General features: G+C 42.7%; 15 protein-coding genes. 12 read left to right on the forward strand and 3 right to left on the reverse strand.

The window, feature by feature from the left end; genetic code table 11:
• Positions 1-61: 61 nt before the first annotated feature.
• The 9 genes from WC222_09270 to WC222_09310 all read left to right on the forward strand — a co-directional run bounded on the left by WC222_09270 (position 62) and on the right by WC222_09310 (position 10,622).
• Complete coding sequence (locus tag WC222_09270; GenBank protein ID MFA6916574.1) at positions 62-385, forward strand: hypothetical protein; 324 nt, start codon at positions 62-64, stop codon at positions 383-385.
• A 67-nt stretch (positions 386-452) separates the two neighbouring features.
• Positions 453-1,049: a nucleoside triphosphate pyrophosphatase gene (locus WC222_09275; GenBank protein ID MFA6916575.1), complete on the forward strand. Its 597-nt coding sequence runs from the start codon at positions 453-455 to the stop codon at positions 1,047-1,049.
• Positions 1,025-2,719, forward strand: coding sequence for a hypothetical protein (locus WC222_09280; protein MFA6916576.1), 1,695 nt, complete (start codon positions 1,025-1,027; stop codon positions 2,717-2,719). Before WC222_09275 ends, WC222_09280 begins: the two co-directional genes overlap by 25 nt.
• An 11-nt stretch (positions 2,720-2,730) precedes the next feature.
• The gene (locus WC222_09285) at positions 2,731-4,872 is read left to right on the forward strand and encodes a hypothetical protein (GenBank protein ID MFA6916577.1); all 2,142 of its coding nucleotides are present in this window, start codon (positions 2,731-2,733) and stop codon (positions 4,870-4,872) included.
• Positions 4,873-4,910: 38 nt separating this feature from the next.
• On the forward strand, positions 4,911-7,028 hold the full coding sequence (locus WC222_09290) for a class I SAM-dependent methyltransferase (protein MFA6916578.1): 2,118 nt from the start codon (positions 4,911-4,913) through the stop codon (positions 7,026-7,028).
• A 110-nt stretch (positions 7,029-7,138) separates the two neighbouring features.
• The gene (locus WC222_09295) at positions 7,139-8,506 is read left to right on the forward strand and encodes a UDP-glucose/GDP-mannose dehydrogenase family protein (protein MFA6916579.1); all 1,368 of its coding nucleotides are present in this window, start codon (positions 7,139-7,141) and stop codon (positions 8,504-8,506) included.
• A complete protein-coding gene (locus tag WC222_09300; protein MFA6916580.1) occupies positions 8,496-9,377 on the forward strand; it encodes a polyprenyl synthetase family protein in 882 nt (293 codons plus the stop codon). Before WC222_09295 ends, WC222_09300 begins: the two co-directional genes overlap by 11 nt.
• A 40-nt stretch (positions 9,378-9,417) precedes the next feature.
• Entirely contained in the window at positions 9,418-10,080 is a 663-nt protein-coding gene (locus WC222_09305; protein ID MFA6916581.1) for a sugar transferase, read from the forward strand.
• Positions 10,077-10,622 carry a hypothetical protein gene (locus tag WC222_09310; protein MFA6916582.1) on the forward strand — a complete coding sequence of 182 codons (546 nt, stop codon included), beginning with the start codon at positions 10,077-10,079 and terminating at the stop codon, positions 10,620-10,622. The genes WC222_09305 and WC222_09310 overlap by 4 nt, the downstream gene beginning before the upstream one ends.
• 917 nt (positions 10,623-11,539) lie before the next feature.
• On the opposite strand, the gene WC222_09315 is transcribed toward WC222_09310, so the two are convergent.
• Genes WC222_09315 through WC222_09325 form a run of 3 tightly spaced genes read right to left on the reverse strand, consistent with a single transcriptional unit; the run spans position 11,540 to position 17,301 of the window.
• Complete coding sequence (locus WC222_09315) at positions 11,540-13,477, reverse strand: cation:proton antiporter (GenBank protein ID MFA6916583.1); 1,938 nt, start codon at positions 13,475-13,477, stop codon at positions 11,540-11,542.
• Positions 13,455-15,107 carry a protease-like activity factor CPAF gene (locus WC222_09320; protein ID MFA6916584.1) on the reverse strand — a complete coding sequence of 551 codons (1,653 nt, stop codon included), beginning with the start codon at positions 15,105-15,107 and terminating at the stop codon, positions 13,455-13,457. Before WC222_09320 ends, WC222_09315 begins: the two co-directional genes overlap by 23 nt.
• Before the next feature lies 1 nt (position 15,108).
• The gene (locus WC222_09325; GenBank protein ID MFA6916585.1) at positions 15,109-17,301 is read right to left on the reverse strand and encodes a Tex family protein; all 2,193 of its coding nucleotides are present in this window, start codon (positions 17,299-17,301) and stop codon (positions 15,109-15,111) included.
• 294 nt (positions 17,302-17,595) lie between these two features.
• Here WC222_09325 and WC222_09330 point away from each other — a divergent pair, with 294 nt between their 5' ends.
• Genes WC222_09330 through WC222_09340 form a run of 3 tightly spaced genes read left to right on the forward strand, consistent with a single transcriptional unit; the run spans position 17,596 to position 20,417 of the window.
• Entirely contained in the window at positions 17,596-18,327 is a 732-nt protein-coding gene (locus tag WC222_09330) for a dienelactone hydrolase family protein (GenBank protein ID MFA6916586.1), read from the forward strand.
• Between the two features lie 14 nt (positions 18,328-18,341).
• Positions 18,342-18,677 (forward strand): TMEM14 family protein, encoded by a 336-nt coding sequence (locus WC222_09335; protein ID MFA6916587.1) that lies wholly within the window; start codon positions 18,342-18,344, stop codon positions 18,675-18,677.
• A 45-nt stretch (positions 18,678-18,722) separates the two neighbouring features.
• A complete protein-coding gene (locus WC222_09340) occupies positions 18,723-20,417 on the forward strand; it encodes a protein kinase (GenBank protein ID MFA6916588.1) in 1,695 nt (564 codons plus the stop codon).
• Positions 20,418-20,422: the final 5 nt, after the last annotated feature.

Here is a 20,422-nt window from a genome sequence, read left to right on the forward strand (position 1 = left end):
ATAATCTATTAGATTTAATATTCTATATATTGTTAAAATAAGGATTGTACAAAGGAAATCTATGGAAACTACTCTAGATAGTCGTGTAACAGTAAAGATCTTCATCGGATTCCTAGTGAATCCTGAGCTAAAAGCAAACTTGGCACATAGCCTTGGTTGGAAAGAAGCCGCTATTCTACGCGCTACCGATCAAAATCAACTTTTGGAGACTAGCTATCATAATAAGTCCTATATTGGCTTTTATGGTGATGATAAACTCCTTACACTTGCTTATATCCATGATATTCAAAACCTTCTCCGCACTCAGCTTCATGAATACTGCCCTAAGCTTATTGGAGTAGAAAAAATGCCTATCTTTGTCTTCCCTCAAATATTCGTCTCATAAAGGGTATTCACAAATTTCTTCATCTATGTAAACATTGCGGCCTCTAATTTACAAATGCCGAGGTTCAATGACTTTAGATATTATCCTAGCTTCCGCTTCTCCCCGTAGAGCCGAAATTCTAAAAAGCATTGCGCTGCCTTTCAGAGTGATCGCCTCTGATTTTGATGAAAGCACAATCCCTTATGAACAAAATCCGGCGGAGTACGTCAAACAAATCGCCTACCATAAAGCTGAATTCGTAGCGGAAAAACACCCTACTGCTGTCGTTATTGCTGCTGATACAGTTGTCTTCCTCGATAAAAAACCTTTTGGCAAACCACCTACCCGTGAAGATGCTGTCGCCTATCTAACAGAACTTTGCGGCCATTGGCATAGTGTATTCACCGGTGTCAGTGTTGTGGTAGGATCGAATCACGTGCAGCATTACGAGGAAACAAAAGTTCTCTTTAATCAATTGACCCTAGAGCAGATCAACAAATATCTCGATGCCATACATTGGCAAGATAAATCGGGATCTTATGCAATTCAAGGGGATGGCGGCGCTTTAATCGTAGCGCAAATCAATGGATGTTTTTATAATGTCATGGGATTACCAGTGAATGCCCTGCAATATTTATTAGTTACCCTTGGAATTGACCTATGGCAGTTTTTTGGTCGAAAATAACCTTTTTTCTCTGCTTTTGCGCTTTCCTAACATCTTTAGACGCGCAATCGGCAAATGAAGCTCTACGCCATCAAATCATCCAGCAAGTGGTCCACAATAGGGACGACCTAGCGATAAGCTATTACCGCAAGCACTGCAGTTTGAATAGGCCTGAGTATAGTCTTTTGAGGGAATTAGGCTTTGCCATTCTTGAAAGGGATGTAAAGTCCAGTGACGCTGCTACACAGCAATTAGCGCTATTCGGCATTTCAATGACTGCAGATGAGCATGCCATCTCATTTTTCCAGGATGCGCTGCGTTCCAGAGATCCCGCGCTGCAGCTGTATGCTTTACGACAGCTTTGTCAATATCAGGAAGCTTGCGCAGAGTCTGCTCTTAAGCATGCGATGAGTTCCCCTTATATTCTTCTACGTCTTGAGGCTGCTTATTTACTCGCTACGGGCCGGTTTCCCAGTGCTTTGTCGCAAGTAGATGCCTTGATGCAAAAATGCCCCTGTGAAATTCTGCCCCTCTTTCCAATTATAATTTCGGAGATAACATCTGACGGTGCTGTGCATCATATGCGTAAGTTGCTTATGAACCCTTCACAAGATGTGCGCCTCTCTGCTGTGCTATCTATAGCAAAAAAACCCAACGAAGTTTTTATTCCCTATATCAGAACTTTGGCCAGCCAAAATGATTCCATTCAAAGCGAAGCTTGCGCCTATGCTCTGGGAGTAATGAAAGACTCTTTAGCAGTCCCCCTCTTAATCAAGCTCACCCACTCTCATGTGATGGATACTTCTTTGGCTGCATGTTTAGCATTAAAAGAGCTAGGATACAAAGCTTATGAACAAAAAATCGTGGATGCTGCCCTAAAAGGCAATCCTTTCGCCATCCATACTCTGAACGAAATTGATAATACAAACGAGATCTTGCTCTCATTAATCCAAAGAGGCGATTCATGCATACGCGCCAATGCAGCCATTGCATTTATCCATAGCCGAGATGCCCGTGCACCGCAATACATGCTTGAATACCTTAGCCCGATTTCTCCGCAACCTCCTCTTATCAGAGTAATGTCCAACGGTAAAAGCCTGTATGCATATAAGACAGCTCCTTTGAATCTATATGACACGCCGGTATGGGATACGGCTTGCGAACTATCGCTCCAAGAAAGAGAAAAGTGGTTAGTAGATTGCTATGCCTGCGGAGAAGAACCGTTTCTAAAGCTGGCTTTGCAGCTTATCCAACGTAGGCAAAATGACGTCATCCCTACGGTCTTCCGCCTTCTGCAACAGTCCCTAAGCTCAGAATGCGACCAATTTTTAGAGATGTGCTGCCGCATGCCCGGTTATCCGCTAGTACGTAACTACGCATTGATAGCATTGCTAAAGAGGGGCGAGAAAGAAACTTGCTACGCTCCTTTAAAAGAATGGGTCGTCTCGCAGTGGGAGTCGGATATTTTAGAATTCCGCCCTACAATCAGTCCGTGGCAGGCCATTGACAATGACCTTATTCAATCAGACTTAAAACCAAACGAAACGGCAAAACTGTTTTTAGACGCAATCGATGTACTTATCGCAGAACAAGACGAAGCAACTGTAGACCTTATTTTAGAGGCCATTGAAAAATCACACCGCAAGCTTCATCCCATTTTCGCTGCCATACTAGTACGTTTAGTGCAATAGACCGAGGTGCAGTGCGCATAACACGACAAGTATTAACATTTTTATTTCTATTATTCTGGATGCATGCGTCCTTAAACGCCCTGCAAAATGGAATCACTGTCGATCTGCGCAATCCTGAATACGTCGACGGCACGATCAGCACTATGGAAGGCGGCGTCATCACCGGCCCAAATGTCCGCATCCAAGCCGAACGCATTATTTACAAACACACCCAAGACGAGACTGCAACTAAAGATACTGTCATTGCAGAGTGTGAAGTGCGTTTAGAGCTTATGGGTTATCTCATCATAGGCAGGAAACTTGAGTATGACCTGACCAACAACACCGGTTTTATCTATGAAGCGAAAGGATCGGTCTACCCTTGGTTTTTTCATGGCAAAGTTATCCAAATATGTGCAGACGGCAGCTATGTCATTTATAACGGCTATATTACTACCTCTGAGAACGTGTGTCCTGAATGGAAAACATCCATAGAAGTGGCGCGCTTATTTCCTAACAATGACATTGCAGCAGAAAATGTCACTGTCAGATTAGGTACTATACCTATTTTCTATATCCCTAAACTGAGCCTGAACCTGGATACACTTTGTGATCAACCTGTGAAATATACTCTACGCTGGGGTGGGCGCCAAGGATCACGTATTGGAATGCAATATAATTTCATGTCTTACGATAACTTCAAGGCATATCTAAGGCTCGATTATAATGTTAAAAGAGGTCCGGGAGGAGGGATTGAAGCTAATTATCACTCTAAAGAAAACTCTGAACGCTTCGATACCATCAACTACTTTGCAAAAGATGAAGACCCCGCCAATTCGCATATCAACACGCGCTACCGTTTCCAAGGAACCTACCGCAGGTGCTGGGAGGCAGGAAGAACAATCCTAGAAGCACGCTACGATAAGCTTAGCGATAAAATGATGGCTACTGACTACACAGACCTGGGGATAGACCTTGAGTATGCACGACGAACAGACTTGCTGCTGCACCATAATGAAGACAACTGGGTAGGCAATATCCTTGTCAGGCCACGCATCAACTACTTTCAGACGATCAAACAAGAGCTGCCCACCCTTAGCGGCGCCATCCTTCCTCAGACGATCAACCCCTTGGGTATTATTACCACGATGGAAGCAAATGCGTCCTATCTTGACTTCCAATACGCTTCAGGCACTGTAAATGTGCAAGACTTTACCGCTACTCGCTTAGAAATTCGTTCCGGAATGTACCGTCCCTTTGGCAATAGCCTCTTTAAATTAACTCCGGGCGCAAGTGCTGTGGGCATCTTTTACGGTAATAGGCCCTATAAAGGAAGTTCCTGGCTGGCAACAGGTACAGCTTCTCTAGAAGGCAATATGCTGTTCTCAAAGGATTTTAGCTGGGGCAGGCATTCGGTACAGCCATATTTCTTCTATAATTACATCATCCAGCCTACCATCCCCCCCGATAAACACTATATATTTGATATTACTGATGGATGGTATCGCGTCAATACTATGCGGTTGGGTGTGCAACAGAACTTTTTTGAATGGGATAAATCTTGCTGCCGTTCAACTTTTTTCTTTGATAGCTACCTTTGGGGCCTTTTTGATAATAAGGAAATTCCCCATCCGCTTCCTAAGCTGACCACTAATTTTAGCCTTATCTCCGGCGAGACCCTGCATAACTGTATTTTAGCAACATGGGATTTAACTCATGGGGGATTGGCTGAGCTTAATTTCAGGAGCGCATGGACAGTAAGCAAACAGCTGGCTATTTCCATGGAATACCGCCAACGCAATGCCTACATGTGGCGTAAAATAGATAAGGAAAATTTTGTGCTGGACTATTACCGCAGCGAGGATGAGCTGCTGCACTCTCCGGTATCAGACCGTAGAAAAACCTACCTGCTACATTTTTTCTACCGCGTAGATCCAGGCCTTGCATTCGAATGGAAATCACGTGTGGGCTGGGATAGAAAACATGAGCCCTTTTATTTCGAATATAACTTCAATTTATTAGCCAGGTTGCCTGCGCACTGGGAAATGAAAGTATCCTATCAGCATAAGGAAGTCGATGACCGCTTTGCTATCTACTTTACATTAGGAACTTCCTCACCTAAACGCTGTACCGATGCAACTTGCCCTAACAGTCCTTGCGGATTATGGTATTAATCTAGAAAATATTACGATCAAGTTAAGGATAACTAAGAATGTCAACAATTTTGCCTTTAGAGCGGCTATCACCTCTAAATACCCCAGCGGCTCCCACAGAACAACAAGGGGATGCAACCCGTTTATTTACTTTGCCCGATCTCACTCCCATTGATTCGGATTATCGACGTGTCTTTAAATCTAATAATACATTACGTACTGAGTTCTGCAATTGTCTGAAAACGATTTTCTTAAATCTGGATGCGGATAAATTCTTAGCCCTGATGGATGAGATTTTGAATGATCCCAGCAAAACAGATGCACAGATATATAACGAATTACTCTTACGCATCGATACCACAAAGAAAAATTTCTCTTTCTTCGCAATGTTCACATCGCTTTTTGCTCTCAAAGAAGGTCTGGGAAAACAAATCGCACAATTCATGCGGACTTTCAAGAAAGAAAAATTCGATAACTACCTTGAAATTTCGAGTCGACTCTATTTTAATACTATTCGTAAAGTAACTCACTTGGCTTTCCGAGGCACTGTCACAGCATTATGTGATAATCCTGAACAAGTAGGATTAGGCGCACGTCTAGCCGCAGAAAGTATAATATACCCCTATACATCCCTGCCCCTCAATTCTGCGCGTTGGAATGCTGAAAAACCTGAACCTCATTTCACTTATAAACCCATTGGAGACGACATCCCTGATAATAGCCAGGATATGATCGTATGTTTTGAAGGGCTTCATCACGTTCCTCCGCAAAACTTAGAGCCATTTACCTCATCGTTGACTGCTAAATTACGTCAGGGAGGTGTGCTGCTCTTAAGAGAACATGACATCAACCCACGTAATGTGACCGGATCGGAAGGAACTGAAAGCATACTTACATCCAAAGAAATGCAATCCATCGTTTCCGTTATCCACTCCATTGGCAATGCTGCCCATAAAATAAGCCGGGAGCAAGAATATGAAGAAATAAGGGACTTCAGAAGTTCTTATCAATGGACCGATTTTATGAAGGCCCACGGATTTACAAGGATCAGCAAAGAGCAACTGGTCTTGTCGGGCGATCCTTCCGAAAACACCCTAATGGCCTTCATTAAAACCCCAAAATCCTTATCCGACCTAAAGCAAACACTTACTTATTACAACGGCTATGGCCGTTCAAAAATTGATGCCGCTTCCACCTTTATTCAGCAGGGAAATGCCCGTTTTGCTGAAGCGTACACACTGCATATTCAAACACAGCATTCTTATACTTTTGATTTCATCGGCCATTTAAAGCAGCATTATATCCATTTTTATCACTTTGTTAAAGAGTGCCTAAGTGATAAGGACACCTCAAAAATCGACCTCTTATTCTCGGGCGGGATGGCTATGAACTTATTCATCCTTACTTCTGCCACTCTCTGGTGCAGTTTGAATATGCTAAGCAGCCTGCCGTCTACTTTGTGCGCAAAATGGAATCATGGTGAAAAATGGCGTACGGTGGCCCAACTTAATGAGTTGGAAAAATTCCAAGCTCTACATGAAAAAAGCTATGCTGAGTTCAGCCTCGCTGCACCTTATTATAAGTATGACTACATCAGCGCTATTAAAGACCTGTGGAACGTGGTAATGAACTCGAAAGAATCCCTGAGCATAAGAATAGGGAGTTATATAAACGCTGTCCTTTCCACCATCGCATTACTTGCCAAAGCTGGCATTTCAGTCCCCTTAAAAGCCTTTTACGCGATGCAAGCAAAGAGTGAGCCCGATCCCCTTAAGATGATTGTCAAAGATAAACAAAAAGAACTCCACGACTTCATTGAAACTTGGAACAAAGCAAACCCGCACCATGTGGTTGAGATCGTTCTTGAAACGAAAAATGAGATGGATGCCAACGAAGATTACAAGGTCCTAAACATCCCGCATAATATTCCATTGATACCTTTCTGCAATGATTTAATGACTTTGAATAAACCGAAAATCATCGAAATAAATGGCCAAAAAGAACTTTATGTTGATGTCTTAAACAATACAGCAATAAATTGGGCGCCCACACTTTACTCCATGAAAAAAATCGATGACCCTAAAAACAGAAGCTATACCACCTACAAGATTGCAGCAGCAAACTTTAAAGCTTTGAGTGAAGTAATAGGAAAAGAGATATTGTATATCCATGAATAATCCTACAAATCAAATGATTACAAGCTGATCCTTGCAATCGCTTGTTTGATTGGCAGATTAATGGCAAAATCTAGTATCTTAGTCTCTTTAATTCTTAATAGATAATTACTATGGATATTCTAATTATTGGTGCCGGATACGTAGGTCTTGTCACCGGAACATGTCTTGCTGAGATGGGCCATCATGTTATCTGCCTAGATATCAATCCCCAGAAAATTTCCCTGCTCAATGAAGGTAAAATACCTATCTATGAACCGGGGCTGGAAGAAATGCTCCGCAGAAATGTCGCTGCCAAAAGACTCTCTTTCACCACTGAATACCAGACTGGTGTTTCAAAGTCTCAACTTTGTTTTATCGCTGTAGAGACCCCTCTAGGCGATCAAGGCCAAGCCAACCTATCCTACGTTCAGCGCGCCGCTGCTATGATTGCCGATCATATGGATTCTTACAAAGTCATTATCAACAAATCCACTGTCCCCGTAGGAACCGTTGACCTTGTTAAAGCTACAATTCAAGATAAATTAAACGAAAGAAACCTTCAGATTGATTTTGATGTTGTCTCCAACCCGGAGTTCTTGAAAGAAGGCGATGCTATCAATGACTTCATGAAGCCCGACAGAGTTGTTATCGGGGTAGAAAATGAAAGAGCCGCACAAATAATGAAAGAGGTCTACTCCCCTTTCATGTTAAACCATGACCGCATCCTTATCATGGACGTCCGCTCTGCTGAACTGACTAAATACGCTGCCAACGTCATGCTCGCAACACGCATTTCACTTATGAACGAACTCTCGCGCATCTGCGAAAGCGCCGGCGCCGACATTGACATGATCCGTAAAGGGATTGGCTCCGATGCGCGCATCGGATACAAATTCCTGTACGCAGGTGTAGGCTACGGAGGCTCCTGCCTTCCCAAGGATATAGCTGCATTAAGATATCAAGCGCAAGCTTGGGATATTGCCACACCCCTCCTAGATGCTGTTGAAACAGTTAACCGCACGCAAAAAATGCGCCTTTTCCAAATTGTGGACGAATACTTTCTTCCTCAAGGCGGCCTGAGTGATAAAACTGTCGGAATACTAGGGCTGGCATTTAAACCAAATACAGATGATATGCGTGAGGCTCCTTCTCTTGTTCTGATCAAAGAATTGCTGCAACATGGTGCTAAAATCCGACTTTATGATCCTGTTGCAATGGAAAATGCTAAACTTATCCTCCCTGACCATCCTTCCATTACTTGGTGCAACGACGAATATGAAACAGCTTCCGATGCCGACTGCCTTATTCTAGTGACAGAATGGAAACAATTCCGCTTCCTCGATTTCTCTGTAATCAAACAAAAAATGAAACGATATGCCTTTTTTGATGGACGGAATCAATACCATCCTGAAAAAATGCAAGAATTAGGATTTGACTATTTTAGCATTGGCAGGCAGCCTGTGAGTTCACAAAAAACACCGAATATTTATGCAAACTGAACTACTTGCGTTACGAAATGACCTCGAGGAAGTAAATGCAACACTTGAACATCTGCTGCAAACAAAAGAATTAGAACACGTCCACCTATATGAGGCGGCCCGATATGCTGTCCTTGGGCCCGGCAAGCGCATCAGGCCATTATTATGCTTAGCAGCAACCCAGCTGTTTGGCATACCTAATTCACACGCCCTCGTTCCAGCTTCTGCCTTAGAATTAATACACTGCTATTCTTTAATCCATGATGACCTGCCTGCCATGGACAATGATGATTATCGCCGCGGCAGGCCCACCTTGCATAAAGTCTATCCCGAAGGGCATGCCATCCTCACAGGCGATTATCTTTTAACCTATGCCTTTGAACTCCTCAGTAATGCCCCCCACCTTTCTGCTGAAAAAAGGATTAATTTAGTGCGCATCTTAGCAGAAGCGGCCGGTGGAGAAGGCATGGTAGGCGGACAAGTACGGGATGTATCTTCAGAAGGAAAAAATCTAAAATTAAATGATTTGGAAGAGCTTCACCTACGCAAAACCGGTCGTATGTTCCAAGCAGCCCTTTTATTCGGAGCCGTTATTTCCGATGCGAATGAAACAAATTACCAATTGTTAAAAGAAATAGGCGAAAAAATCGGCTTAGCTTTCCAAATCCATGATGATGTCATCGATGTCATCAATAGCGCACAAAAACACGGATATAGCGTTTCCTCTGATCAAACCAACAATAAAACCACTTATGTAACACTACTAGGTTTGGATGAAGCGCGCACTGCAGTTGATACCCTATTGCAAGAAACCAAAACTCTTTTCGAAAAACTACCCGCCAATCAAGAGAAATTAAAAACAATTCTGCATAGAGCATTTTCAATAAAATAAAAATTCCTTTATAGTAGTGATACCCAGTAAATTACTCTATATGAAAAAAGATCCCTTAAGTTACCAACTACTTCACCCAAGCGAAGTGAAACATATTCCGACTAAACGAATATTTGATATTGCGTTTAGTATTTGCGCACTAGTTTTTCTTTTCCCTTTCCTACTTCTAATTGCATTAGCGATTGCAGTTACATCCCCCGGAAAAGTTACCTATGGACATACGCGTATCGGACGAGGAGGTAAACCCTTCAAATGCTATAAGTTCCGGACGATGTATAGCGATGCTGAAAAACGGCTGCAGGAAATCCTGACTTCCGATCCTGAAAAAAAAGCTGAATGGCTTAGCAACTTCAAATTGAAAGATGACCCTAGAGTTACCCCCTTAGGGCGCTTCCTCCGTAGAACATCCCTAGATGAACTGCCTCAATTTTGGAATGTCCTACGCGGACACCTAAGCGTTGTCGGACCGCGTCCTGTAGTAGCCGAAGAGTTAAACCAATTTTTTGGCGAAAAAGCAAAAACAGTGCTTAAAATTAGACCGGGTGTCACTGGTCCCTGGCAAGTCTCCGGCCGTAGTGATACCTCCTATGAAACACGCATTTTGATGGACACGCAATATGTCGACTCCCAATCGTTATGGGTAGATCTGCGCCTTATCGGAAAAACTATTTACTGCATGCTTTCACGTAAAGGTGCGTATTGAAGCGTTTTTTCAGAAAATATCAGCCCACCATTAATTTAAGAAAAAAAAGCATCTTAGCAGCATTCCTTATAGGGTTCCTATTGCTTTTGATCCCGCCTGCTTTGGGAGTGGTACTACGCCTGCACTATTTTATGCCCGCTATGATCATTGCTGTTTACCAGAAACCGCTATCCACTAGCATCTGGATAGGCATATTTTGCGGTGTCGTCTCCGGTTTATTCGCTAAAGTAGATTGGATGGGAATTTACGCTTTAGCAAATGTAGCAGCTATAGCGTGCATAACTTACTATAGACGATATTTTTTCTCGGATAGTTTTAGTACATTGCCTTTACTAACGACCCTAGGTTCTTGCATAGCTACTTTTGTAATAGCAATTTCAATTGTCTTGCTCGACAAAGCGATAGTGCTGTCTATGAAGTTGCTTATCTATGATGCCATTCTGATGGCATTTGCTGATGGCCTTTATGCATTAATGATTTTTACTCTGCCGGCATTTGTCGCACAACATTTCACTGTGAGGCGGATAGCAACCGAAGACTAATATGCGCTGCAACTGCCCGGCAAGAAGCTGCCTGTAGGGACGTTTGTGTGGCGTTTTTATTGAACGCAAAGACCCAAAGAACGCAGAGAAGCTTCGCCCAGCATGACGTTTGCTCCTAGAATGGTTTGTGTAGCTTTTTATATAAACGCAAAGACCCAAAGAACGCAGAGAAGCTCCGCCCCACATTAGCTTGTCACTAGTACGATTGTTTCATGCCGATCTCACATCGCCGCGGTTCCCCGCGGGACCGCAGCGCCGACGTTGACATGCTCGCTTACGCGATCACGTCAAACATTAACACCACACCGTAAATATTCAGTATTTTGCAGGATAAACCCAAATGGAAACAGCTCATTTTGGTCATGCGATCTGGCATTAAGTTTACAAACATGTTTCTGCTGTGGAAACCGTGATTTTGTTTTTTCTATGGAGTGTCTTGAAATCCTTGACGTGATCGCGTAAGCGAGCATGTCAAGCATTAATACTACACCGAAAGTATTCAGTATTTTTGCTGAGTAAACCTAAATAGAAACAGCTCATTTTGGTCATGATATCTAATATTAAGTTCACAAACTTGTTTCCGATGTGTAAACCGCGATTTTGTATTTTTCTATGGAGTGTCTAATTATGTTTGACGTGACCGCGTAGCGGGCATGTCAACGTCGGCGCTGCGGTCCCGCGGGGGACCGCGGCGATGTTAGATCGGAACGAAAACAAATGTACTAGTGACAACATAATGTAGGGCGGAGCTTCTCTGCGTTCTTTGGGTCTTTGCGTTCAATAAAAACGCCACACAAACGTCCCTACAGGAAACTTCTTGCCAGGCAGAGCTTCTTTGCGTTCATAAAAATCGCCTCACGAACAATACTACAGGCAACCTCTGGCCGAGCAGAGCTTCTCTGCGCTTTACAAACTCCTCAATGGATCACATAGATCACGTCATCCTTCTCAAGGATAATAGAGGAATCGATCGTCGTAAGCGTTTCCTGTCCTCTCTTTAATGCCACAACAAGGTTGGTCTTTTCCGTTTTTTTCCAATCGTGGATCGATTTGCCTTGATAAGGACTATTTTCAGCAATACGAAAGGATTTTATAGGACTATTCTCGTTCGTTTTGGGAGCTTGTTCCTGGAGAGTATCAGGAACATACTGCATTCTAAGAAGATTATATCCTTCCAATAAGGAAGTTGCGAAGATCTTTTGAATCTTTTCACGCTCTACGCCATACGTTTGTAGAACACGTGTAAAAACTTCTACCGCAGATCCATATTCATCCGGAATCACATCGTCAGCGCCCAAGCTGTACAAATACTTAACTTCTTGCACATAGCGTGTACGTACAATGAGGTAGACGGAATGATTTATCTGCTTCACTTTCTTCACTATTCGCACAGATCCGACGGGATCATTGATCACGACAGCGACAACTTTAGCATCGTGGATCTTCACATGTTCAAGAACGCTGTCATGCGATGCATCCCCATAATGGATTGGCTCACCTTTCAGATGTTCTTGTCGTACTGTTACAGCATTCATCTCGACAATAACATAAGGGATGCCGCTATCTTTGCATGATTTTGCCAAGGCACGCCCTGCCAGTCCAAAACCGATAATAATGACATGGTCTTTGAGAGCACTTACAGGCATTTCTTTGGGCGGCGCAAAACCGACTTTATACCTGCGAGGCAAGGGTAATGCATCTAGAAGCCCTGCCCATACGTGAGCATAGTTGATCAACCAAGGAGTCAAAGCGATAGATAGGATGGCTACAGCCAAAAACAATTGATATTCAAATGGTTTGGTGATCCCATTATCTGAGCCGACTTTTGCTAATACAAAAGAGAACTCACTGATTTGCGCCAAAGTGATACCCATCCATGCTGCAGTCCTAAGCGGTAAACCAGCAATCATCCCTGCTAGAGTAGCCATAGTGGATTTTACAGCAATGACGACTAGAGCTAAGGCAATGATAATAATCGGATGTTCTGCGACAAATCTGACATCGAGCAGCATACCTACCGAAATGAAGAAAAAGCTTGTAAAAAGCTCCTGGAAGGGTGTGATATCGCTGATCGCTTCATGGCTGAAATCTGATTGGGAAATAATTAGTCCTGCAAGAAATGCTCCAAGAGACAAGGACAAACCGGCTAATTGTGAGAACCATGCCACAGAAAGACAGATACTAAATATCGTCAGCAGGAACAACTCTCTATTACGAGTACGCGCTACCCTATACAAAAGGACAGGAACCAGCCAAGAGGCTGCTGCAAAAACACCTACGATAATGGCTATCCCTTTTAAAGCGCTGTAAAGCAAGTCAAGATTGAAATTCATTTCTGCGCCGGCTAATACCGGTGTGATCAGCATCATAGGAACGGCACAGAAATCTTGGAAAATTAGGGTAGCGAGTGTGCCCCTTCCGTGCGGGGTATCGGACTCTCCTTTCTGAACCAGCATTTTCAGTACTACGGCAGTACTGCTCAAAGCTAATACGCAACCCAGAAATACCGCCTCTCCAGGCAAGCAGCCTAGCATGCGAGCCACAAGATATCCGCCTAGCATTGTCAGTCCGACTTGTGCTCCGCCGCCCACAAGAAACAACCTTTTCATCTCGATGATCTTTTTAATGGAAACTTCCATACCGATCGTAAAGAGCAGTAGAATGATTCCCACATTTGCCATGGACTGTACATCTTCCACATTCTGCACAAAACCAAACCCGTAAGGGCCGCAAATAATTCCAGTGAGTAGAAAACCTACGACTGCAGGAATCCGTGCGCGATAACATAGCAACAGAACAGCAATGGAAAGTGCAAATATAACTAGAAACTCATCAATGAGGGGTATATGTTCCATGAATCAATTCATCCAGTATTTTTGTCACATATTTTTTGTAAGTTTTATACTGGCATTGCAGGTCATGATCCGTCAAGGAATATAATACATCCGGCGTAACACCCAAATTTTCAATAGGTTGTAAATTATCTCTTATCCCCATTGAAATAGTAATATGATAACTGCGGATTCCAAAGGGATTGATATGAGACAAGGTTAGGAACATACCGCCCGCCCCGGCAGTCCTCTCTCCGAAAATGACAGCACGCTGATTATCTTGTAATAGGGCGGGTAAAAAATCTGCGGCTGAAAAAGAAAGGCAGTTAGTAAGTACAAGGATAGGCTTTGTATAAATTATGGAATGAGGAGGAATAGCCCGGATGCCATAGATCGGAAAAGGGTCAGAAATCCATTTACCTGCGTTCCATTCGTTTTCTACAAAACGTAAATAGTCTATCAAAAAGCGGCGCGTCTCCATATTGACAGGGTAGCCGTCGCGTGTAAGACCTATGATTTTTTGAACTTCCGGCACTGATTGAGCTTTTTCTAGCAGCGGAAGGGTTGTCGCTGCCATTGCAGCTTCGTGATGTGTCAGAGAAAGCTTATGACCGGGTTTAATCAAGGGCTTAGGAGAAAGCATGGCGGCTAAAGCATCTGCATAGAGAGGAGATCCACCGGGATTGTTGGTTACATCCAAAACTAAGGCATCGGCATACTGCTCATAAAACTCTATCAGCTTTTCAAAATATGCCACATCTGAAGCATTCCCCCTAAAATGGGAAATACGAATATACCCCCCTAGCTTATTGTCGGGTAATTCAAATAAATATGTATGAAAGGGATATTCTTTGCCTGCTACCCAACGTAGAGGACCTAATTCAGGAACAAAACCTTTCCGTCCTCCTATGGATTCAAAACTTGTATGAAAATCTTTTACACCCTCGTAACAAGGTAAGATGCTTTTTTTTGAGAAGAGCTGTTCATCTAAGCCTTTTCTATAGGTGATTCTCTCAGGTGTGTTTTCCCAAGGGATAAGATAGGAAGCAACTTTTTGCGTCAGGTAATGCCTAACTGTTATACTTACCTCCCCTCTGAAAATTTCATGACCTAACATCCCTTTACGGTGAGTGAGGGCCTGAGAAGCTAAGGCATTATCTGTCAATGGATTGCCGCCGCAAAAGTATGAATGCTTAATTTTGTCGACAAAATCACTGACAGGTTTATCATCCCAAAGTAGGATTTCGTCCCCTATTGCCAACGGATATTCATCGGGCGAAAGTTTTTTTGTATCTATATAGGCAATCAGATATTTGTTATGGACGGGTTTGACTTTGAAGGGTAATTCCGCTTCTTCAGTGGAGTAGAAGAAGACGTCCATATGATAATCGCGAAAAGAATTAAAAAGTCTTTTAACGATATGCTGAAATTGCTTTACGGTAGGATTTTTCAGTTCGTCTACAGCATCTTTAGCTTTCCCAACTTCCTCCTCCAAACTAAAGTTAAAGTGCTCTTTCTTCCATTCGTTCAGAGCATAACGTGTTTCGAATACAGATTTTAAAATATCCAGCTGCAGCTTCATCTGGCTCTGCATGGAGGAACCCTCCAAACTTAAAGCGAAGATAAAGCACAGCAGCTGAAATATGATGCGCATGTCAGAGATTTGCAAAAGGATTATGGGACGGTTTTTTGGGTGAAGCCTGAGCAGGGGCCTTTTGGCTTTTAATGACCGCTACACCTGTTTTGCGTGTTAGAGAGATGCGTTTTCTCCCTTTATCCACCTCTAACACTTTGACGGTCACTTTTTGCCCTACTGAAACCTCTTGGGATGGGTCTTTAACATAATGGTCCGCAAGCTCCGAGATATGCAACAGCCCATCTTGATGTACCCCAATATCGACAAAAGCCCCGAATGCTGTAACATTAGTTATGACTCCCTCAAGCTGCATTCCGGGTGTTACATCGTCTATAGTTCTGACATCCTGACGGAATTTAGGCGGTTCGAAGACTGCTCTCGGATCACGGCCGGGCTTGCGTAATTCGTCTAAGATATCCCTCAATGTGGGCTCTCCCACATCTCCTTGTACATATTTTTTGATGTCGATTTTTGCAATAAGGCCCTGATTACCTATTAAACTGACAGTTTGAACACCTATATCTTGGGCCATTTTTTCAACCAACGGATATCTTTCAGGGTGGACAGCTGAAGCGTCTAGCGGATTCTCACCTTGATGCAATCTTAGAAAGCCTGCTGCTTGCAGAAAGGTTTTAGGACCGAAACCACCCACTTTCAATAGCTGGTTGCGTGATCTAAAGACGCCTTCCGATTCGCGATGACGCACTATTTTTTCAGCTAAGGAAGGTCCAATTCCTGCCACATAGGAGAGTAATGGCGCACTTGCTGTATTCAGCTCCACACCGACATTATTTACACAAGACTCTACAACTTCTGTCAATTTCTGTTGTAAAAGCGGCTGGTGTACATCGTGTTGATACTGGCCTACCCCAATGGATTTGGGATCTACTTTTACCAGTTCTGCCAATGGATCTTGCAATCTACGTGCTATGGAGATTGCGCCGCGTATCGTCAAATCAAGATCTGGAAACTCCTGGCGTGCAATATCAGAGGCGCTATACACACTCGCACCGGCTTCACTGACCATGACAATAATAGTCTCAAATGAACAGTTCTTTATGACTTCCAGAATGAAAGTTTCGGTTTCGCGGGAGGCTGTTCCGTTACCGATTGCAATAGCAAAAGGTTTGTGCTTATTTAAGAAGGCTTTTAATTTTGTTTCATCGGGATTATGCAAGTAGAAGGTCATTGTCTCTAAGAATTTTCCGGCAGCATTCACACTGGCACATTTGCAGCCTGTCCTTAAACCCGGATCAATCCCAACAACTGTTTTTTCCCCTAAGGGAGCCGCCATCAAAAGTTGGCCCAGATTGTCGGAAAATACTTTTACAGCCTCTTGATCAGCTTCCATCTTTTTTTGCACCCGTACATCCGTTTCTAGGCTAGGCAGTAGGAGCCTTTTTAAGGAATCGCGTAAGGCGAGCTCTAGCTGCTCTGCAAAGGGAGATGCTTTTTTAAGCCCTGCATAATGTTTTAAATACTCAAGGATTTCTGCTTCGGGAACGTCAATTTGCATCAACAAGACATCTTCAGCTTCTCCTCTCCTAATGGCTAGATAACGGTGAGAAGGAATTTTACTTAAAGGTTCGTTAAACTCAAAATACTGCTGGAACTTAGCGCCTTCGGTCTCTTTCCCGCTAAGTACTTTAGATGTCACAATCCCTTTTTCAAAAAAGATGGAACGTATTTGGCTGCGAATTGCTGCGATCTCCGCAAAGTTTTCTGCCACAATATCACGCGCTCCTGCTAGGGCATCTTGAGAATTTTCTACGCCTTTAGCGCTATCAATAAAACTCTCCGCTGTCTGTAACATATCTACCCCCACAGTCTGAGCTATAATGAAAGCAGCTAAGGGTTCTAAGCCCTTTTCCCTTGCGATCATAGCGCGTGTTCTTCTTTTCGGTTTATAGGGTAGATAGATATCTTCTAATTCTTGTTTAGTTGTGCACTTCAACAGACCCGCTTTAATCTGATCTGTTAATTTCCCCTGGGATTCAATAGATTGAATTATCACTTCTCTTCGTTCATAAAAATCTTTTAAATAGGCATCTCTGTCTTGAATCGCTCTGATAGCAACTTCGTCCAAATTTCCTGTCGCCTCTTTACGGTATCTTGCAATGAAGGGTACAGTATTCCCTTCTCCAAAAAGATTTAGCACGGCTTTTACTGATGCTTCCGGCAAAGAAAGTTCTGCTGCTATTTGTTTTATCATCGTAATTTTGCCTCCGTAGATAGAATGTGGTAAATATACGCGACAGGAGGATTATTATCCCACTAAAGATAGGACGAAATTAAGACGCAATCATAGGCAGAACTACAGGGCAGATATTTGGCCTCTTTCAAAATTTCAATCGAATTTCGAAAGAGGTCTATTAATCTTTTCTAGATTTTCTACTACAATAAGCCTCGTTTCAAACTATTAAATTAAAACCTGATTGCTAAAAATTTTCGGTATACCTACCTTCAATTTTGAAATAGAATAACTTAAATTACCCTAACGGAAAAAATGCTGGAAGAAACACTTACGTATTATGTAAGAGATACCGCCTGTAAAGGTTTTTTAGCTTACGATAATACCATCGAGGAGCAAAGACCTGGTATTATCATTGCTCCGGCTTGGCGCGGCTTGGATGATTTCGCAAAGGGCAAAGCACGTGAACTTGCACGTTTAGGCTACGCCGTCTTAGCTGCTGATATCTATGGAAACGGTACAAAAGCGCACAACGATGAAGAAGCGGCCAAGCTCATGACCCCTCTTTTCCTCGATAGAAAATTACTTCAAGAAAGGATTCAAGGAGCCTACCGCGCCCTTTTACAATGCCCTGCATGCAGCGAGGATATTGGCGCCATAGGCTTTTGCTTCGGTGGGCTTACTGTGATCGAGCTTCTTAGATCCGGTACACCCGTTAAAGGTGTTGTCAGTTTTCATGGAGTACTCGGAAACACTTTCTACGGTGAAACTGCACATACAGTTCCCATAGCATCCAAAATAATAGGATCCATACTTCTCCTACACGGACATGACGATCCTCTTGTTTCTAAGGATGATATTACCTCTCTACAAAATGAGTTAACTTCAGCAAAGGTCGACTGGCAAATGCATATTTATGGAAACACTTCGCACGCATTTACAAACCCAAATGCTAATGACACCGCTCACGGGCTTGTATATAATCAGAAGGCTGCACTACGATCTTGGAAATCGATGCAGAATTTTTTTAAAGAAGTCTTCCCATAAGGATCATGAATACTATGAACTCACTCAAACCTCTTGTTATACTTTTATACACTGTACTACTTTTTGTCGGCGGAATTATAGGTTTTGCTAAAACAGGAAGTTACATTTCCATTATTACTGCCACAAGCTTCACTCTACTATTATTGCTTTCTCTATGGGCAGCGCGTTCAGGTTATCGTTGGGGCATGCCGTTAACATGGACGTGCCTTTTATTATTGACAGCTTTTTTCGGATACCGTTTCTCCCTGACCGGTGCTTTTATGCCGGCCGGACTGATGCTTATCCTGGGTGCTGTTACCATAGGCTTTTTGTTTTATAAAGGTAATAATCCACTATTAAAAGATACGTAAGTATCTTTTAATTAATCCCTGCCCTTGGGCAGAAGGAGGGTATGTATGGCTGCTGTAGATACGGTAACGTCAAGCGAGCCCTATCTTTTAAGAGGTACCATTCAGCACCCTCCTATCAAGAAAAAGCCTTTAACATATGAAGTCCTCTTAGAAAACCCTCTTCAAGGTCCTTTTAATTCCTTTCAACTAAAAGTCTCCTGCTATTTGGATAAATTTAGTAAAAAAGGGTTGTTCTCAAAGACGGAAGACCTTTCGAGAGTCCCTATAACATTTCTGGATACCAAATCTAACAAAGAAAAAACGGCCTACCTTCAAAAAAAAGAGACTGAATTTAACCCGCCTTTACTCGCTGAATTGAAACTATCCAACCCCGATCCGAACAAAGAACTAACTCTCCCCCCTACCGAACACTATTTCAATCGCAAAGTTAAGAATAGTAAAACTGTAGGGGGAATACCCTCAGAAGAAATAGATAGATTACTCCCAATTCTTAATACCCTTCGCACGGCATTACCATCCAGCAATAGGGTTCACATCTATGATTTAACGTTTAAATATAGGAAGATGCAATTATGCATCGATAGCAGACCTGATGGATTGGACCCCTTTATCATATTAAAAACAATCGGTGATGGCACCTCAAAAGTTGTTTATGAAGGAATAGACCTGCGCTCAAAAAAGATCGTAGCCTATTCTTTCACAGACCTTCGTGATGAATATTCTGAAGAAGGTGTCTTGGTCCATGATAGATACGTACCGGCTGTGCTGGAACAGGACGTCATCCGCAAAATATCCCAAGTCGGAAGGCATCCTAATTTTATCCGTTACTATCAAATTGGTTCTCTGTATGTGAGATCCCCTAACAGCAAAATAGATGTGCCCACAATGATCGCCATGATGAATATTCAAGACCAAGGCGACCTCTTCAATAACCTGATGAATAAAAAGGTTGTATTTACCCCAAAGGAGTTTGTTAAAATCTTGATTGATGCCTTCAAAGGCATTGCCTTCCTGCATGCACAGGGACTAGTACATAAAGACATAAAATTAGAAAATTTATTCCTGCATAGGTCAAAAAAGGGCGTGCTTAAGTTAAAAATTGGTGATTTTGGCTTTACAGGCCTCGAAGGGAAAATCTGCGGTTCTGCTTCCTACATTGGTCCTGAAATCGTTTATGAAATCAGTGGTTTCCGTGAAATAGCCAATGCAAAAAAAGAACGCCCTCTTATATCTTACGATCCACAAAAACTCTATACACCTGCATCCGATGTTTATGCTTTAAGCGTAGTTCTTTATGGACTTTCTACAAGAATGTTCCCTCTTTTAAGCCAGTCTATGAACTGGATGACTAAATCAAACTTAAAAACGGACAAGTATTTGGATACGCTCCAATACATTGTAAACTATACTAAAAACAATCCTCAACAGCTATCGGTCGAGATTCCCGATCCCTATGCATGTACAATTTCTCAAGAGCTAAAGCTTATGCCCACGCCCGTACGATTAAAATTCTCAGCCATGAAAATTGCTCCTCCCCTGCAGTTATCTCTTAAAGCCCCCAAATTAAATGACATCTATATCAGCGCTTCAAAAGCAGAACCCGCAGAACGAATGTCAGCTATTGAGATAGCGAAATGCTTGCATGACTACAGAAAAAATATCTATAGTGAAATTACGACACTGAGAGCACAAATAGTTGAAATAAAAAATACCTACTTTAAATCCATGCACCTCTATTAAGGAGC

The sequence above is a fragment of the Parachlamydiales bacterium genome (assembly GCA_041671045.1).
In the GTDB taxonomy this organism is placed as follows: domain Bacteria; phylum Chlamydiota; class Chlamydiia; order Chlamydiales; family JABDDJ01; genus JABDDJ01.

Excerpts from the sequence above, each read along its gene's own strand:
- WC222_09270 (MFA6916574.1), top strand. The coding sequence starts at position 62 with ATGGAAACTACTCTAGATAGTCGTGTAACAGTAAAGATCTTCATCGGA.
- WC222_09275 (MFA6916575.1), top strand. The coding sequence starts at position 453 with ATGACTTTAGATATTATCCTAGCTTCCGCTTCTCCCCGTAGAGCCGAA.
- WC222_09280 (MFA6916576.1), top strand. The coding sequence starts at position 1,025 with ATGGCAGTTTTTTGGTCGAAAATAACCTTTTTTCTCTGCTTTTGCGCT.
- WC222_09290 (MFA6916578.1), top strand. The coding sequence starts at position 4,911 with ATGTCAACAATTTTGCCTTTAGAGCGGCTATCACCTCTAAATACCCCA.
- WC222_09295 (MFA6916579.1), top strand. The coding sequence starts at position 7,139 with ATGGATATTCTAATTATTGGTGCCGGATACGTAGGTCTTGTCACCGGA.
- WC222_09300 (MFA6916580.1), top strand. The coding sequence starts at position 8,496 with ATGCAAACTGAACTACTTGCGTTACGAAATGACCTCGAGGAAGTAAAT.
- WC222_09305 (MFA6916581.1), top strand. The coding sequence starts at position 9,418 with ATGAAAAAAGATCCCTTAAGTTACCAACTACTTCACCCAAGCGAAGTG.
- WC222_09315 (MFA6916583.1), bottom strand. The coding sequence starts at position 13,477 with ATGGAACATATACCCCTCATTGATGAGTTTCTAGTTATATTTGCACTT.
- WC222_09320 (MFA6916584.1), bottom strand. The coding sequence starts at position 15,107 with ATGCGCATCATATTTCAGCTGCTGTGCTTTATCTTCGCTTTAAGTTTG.
- WC222_09325 (MFA6916585.1), bottom strand. The coding sequence starts at position 17,301 with ATGATAAAACAAATAGCAGCAGAACTTTCTTTGCCGGAAGCATCAGTA.
- WC222_09330 (MFA6916586.1), top strand. The coding sequence starts at position 17,596 with ATGCTGGAAGAAACACTTACGTATTATGTAAGAGATACCGCCTGTAAA.
- WC222_09335 (MFA6916587.1), top strand. The coding sequence starts at position 18,342 with ATGAACTCACTCAAACCTCTTGTTATACTTTTATACACTGTACTACTT.
- WC222_09340 (MFA6916588.1), top strand. The coding sequence starts at position 18,723 with ATGGCTGCTGTAGATACGGTAACGTCAAGCGAGCCCTATCTTTTAAGA.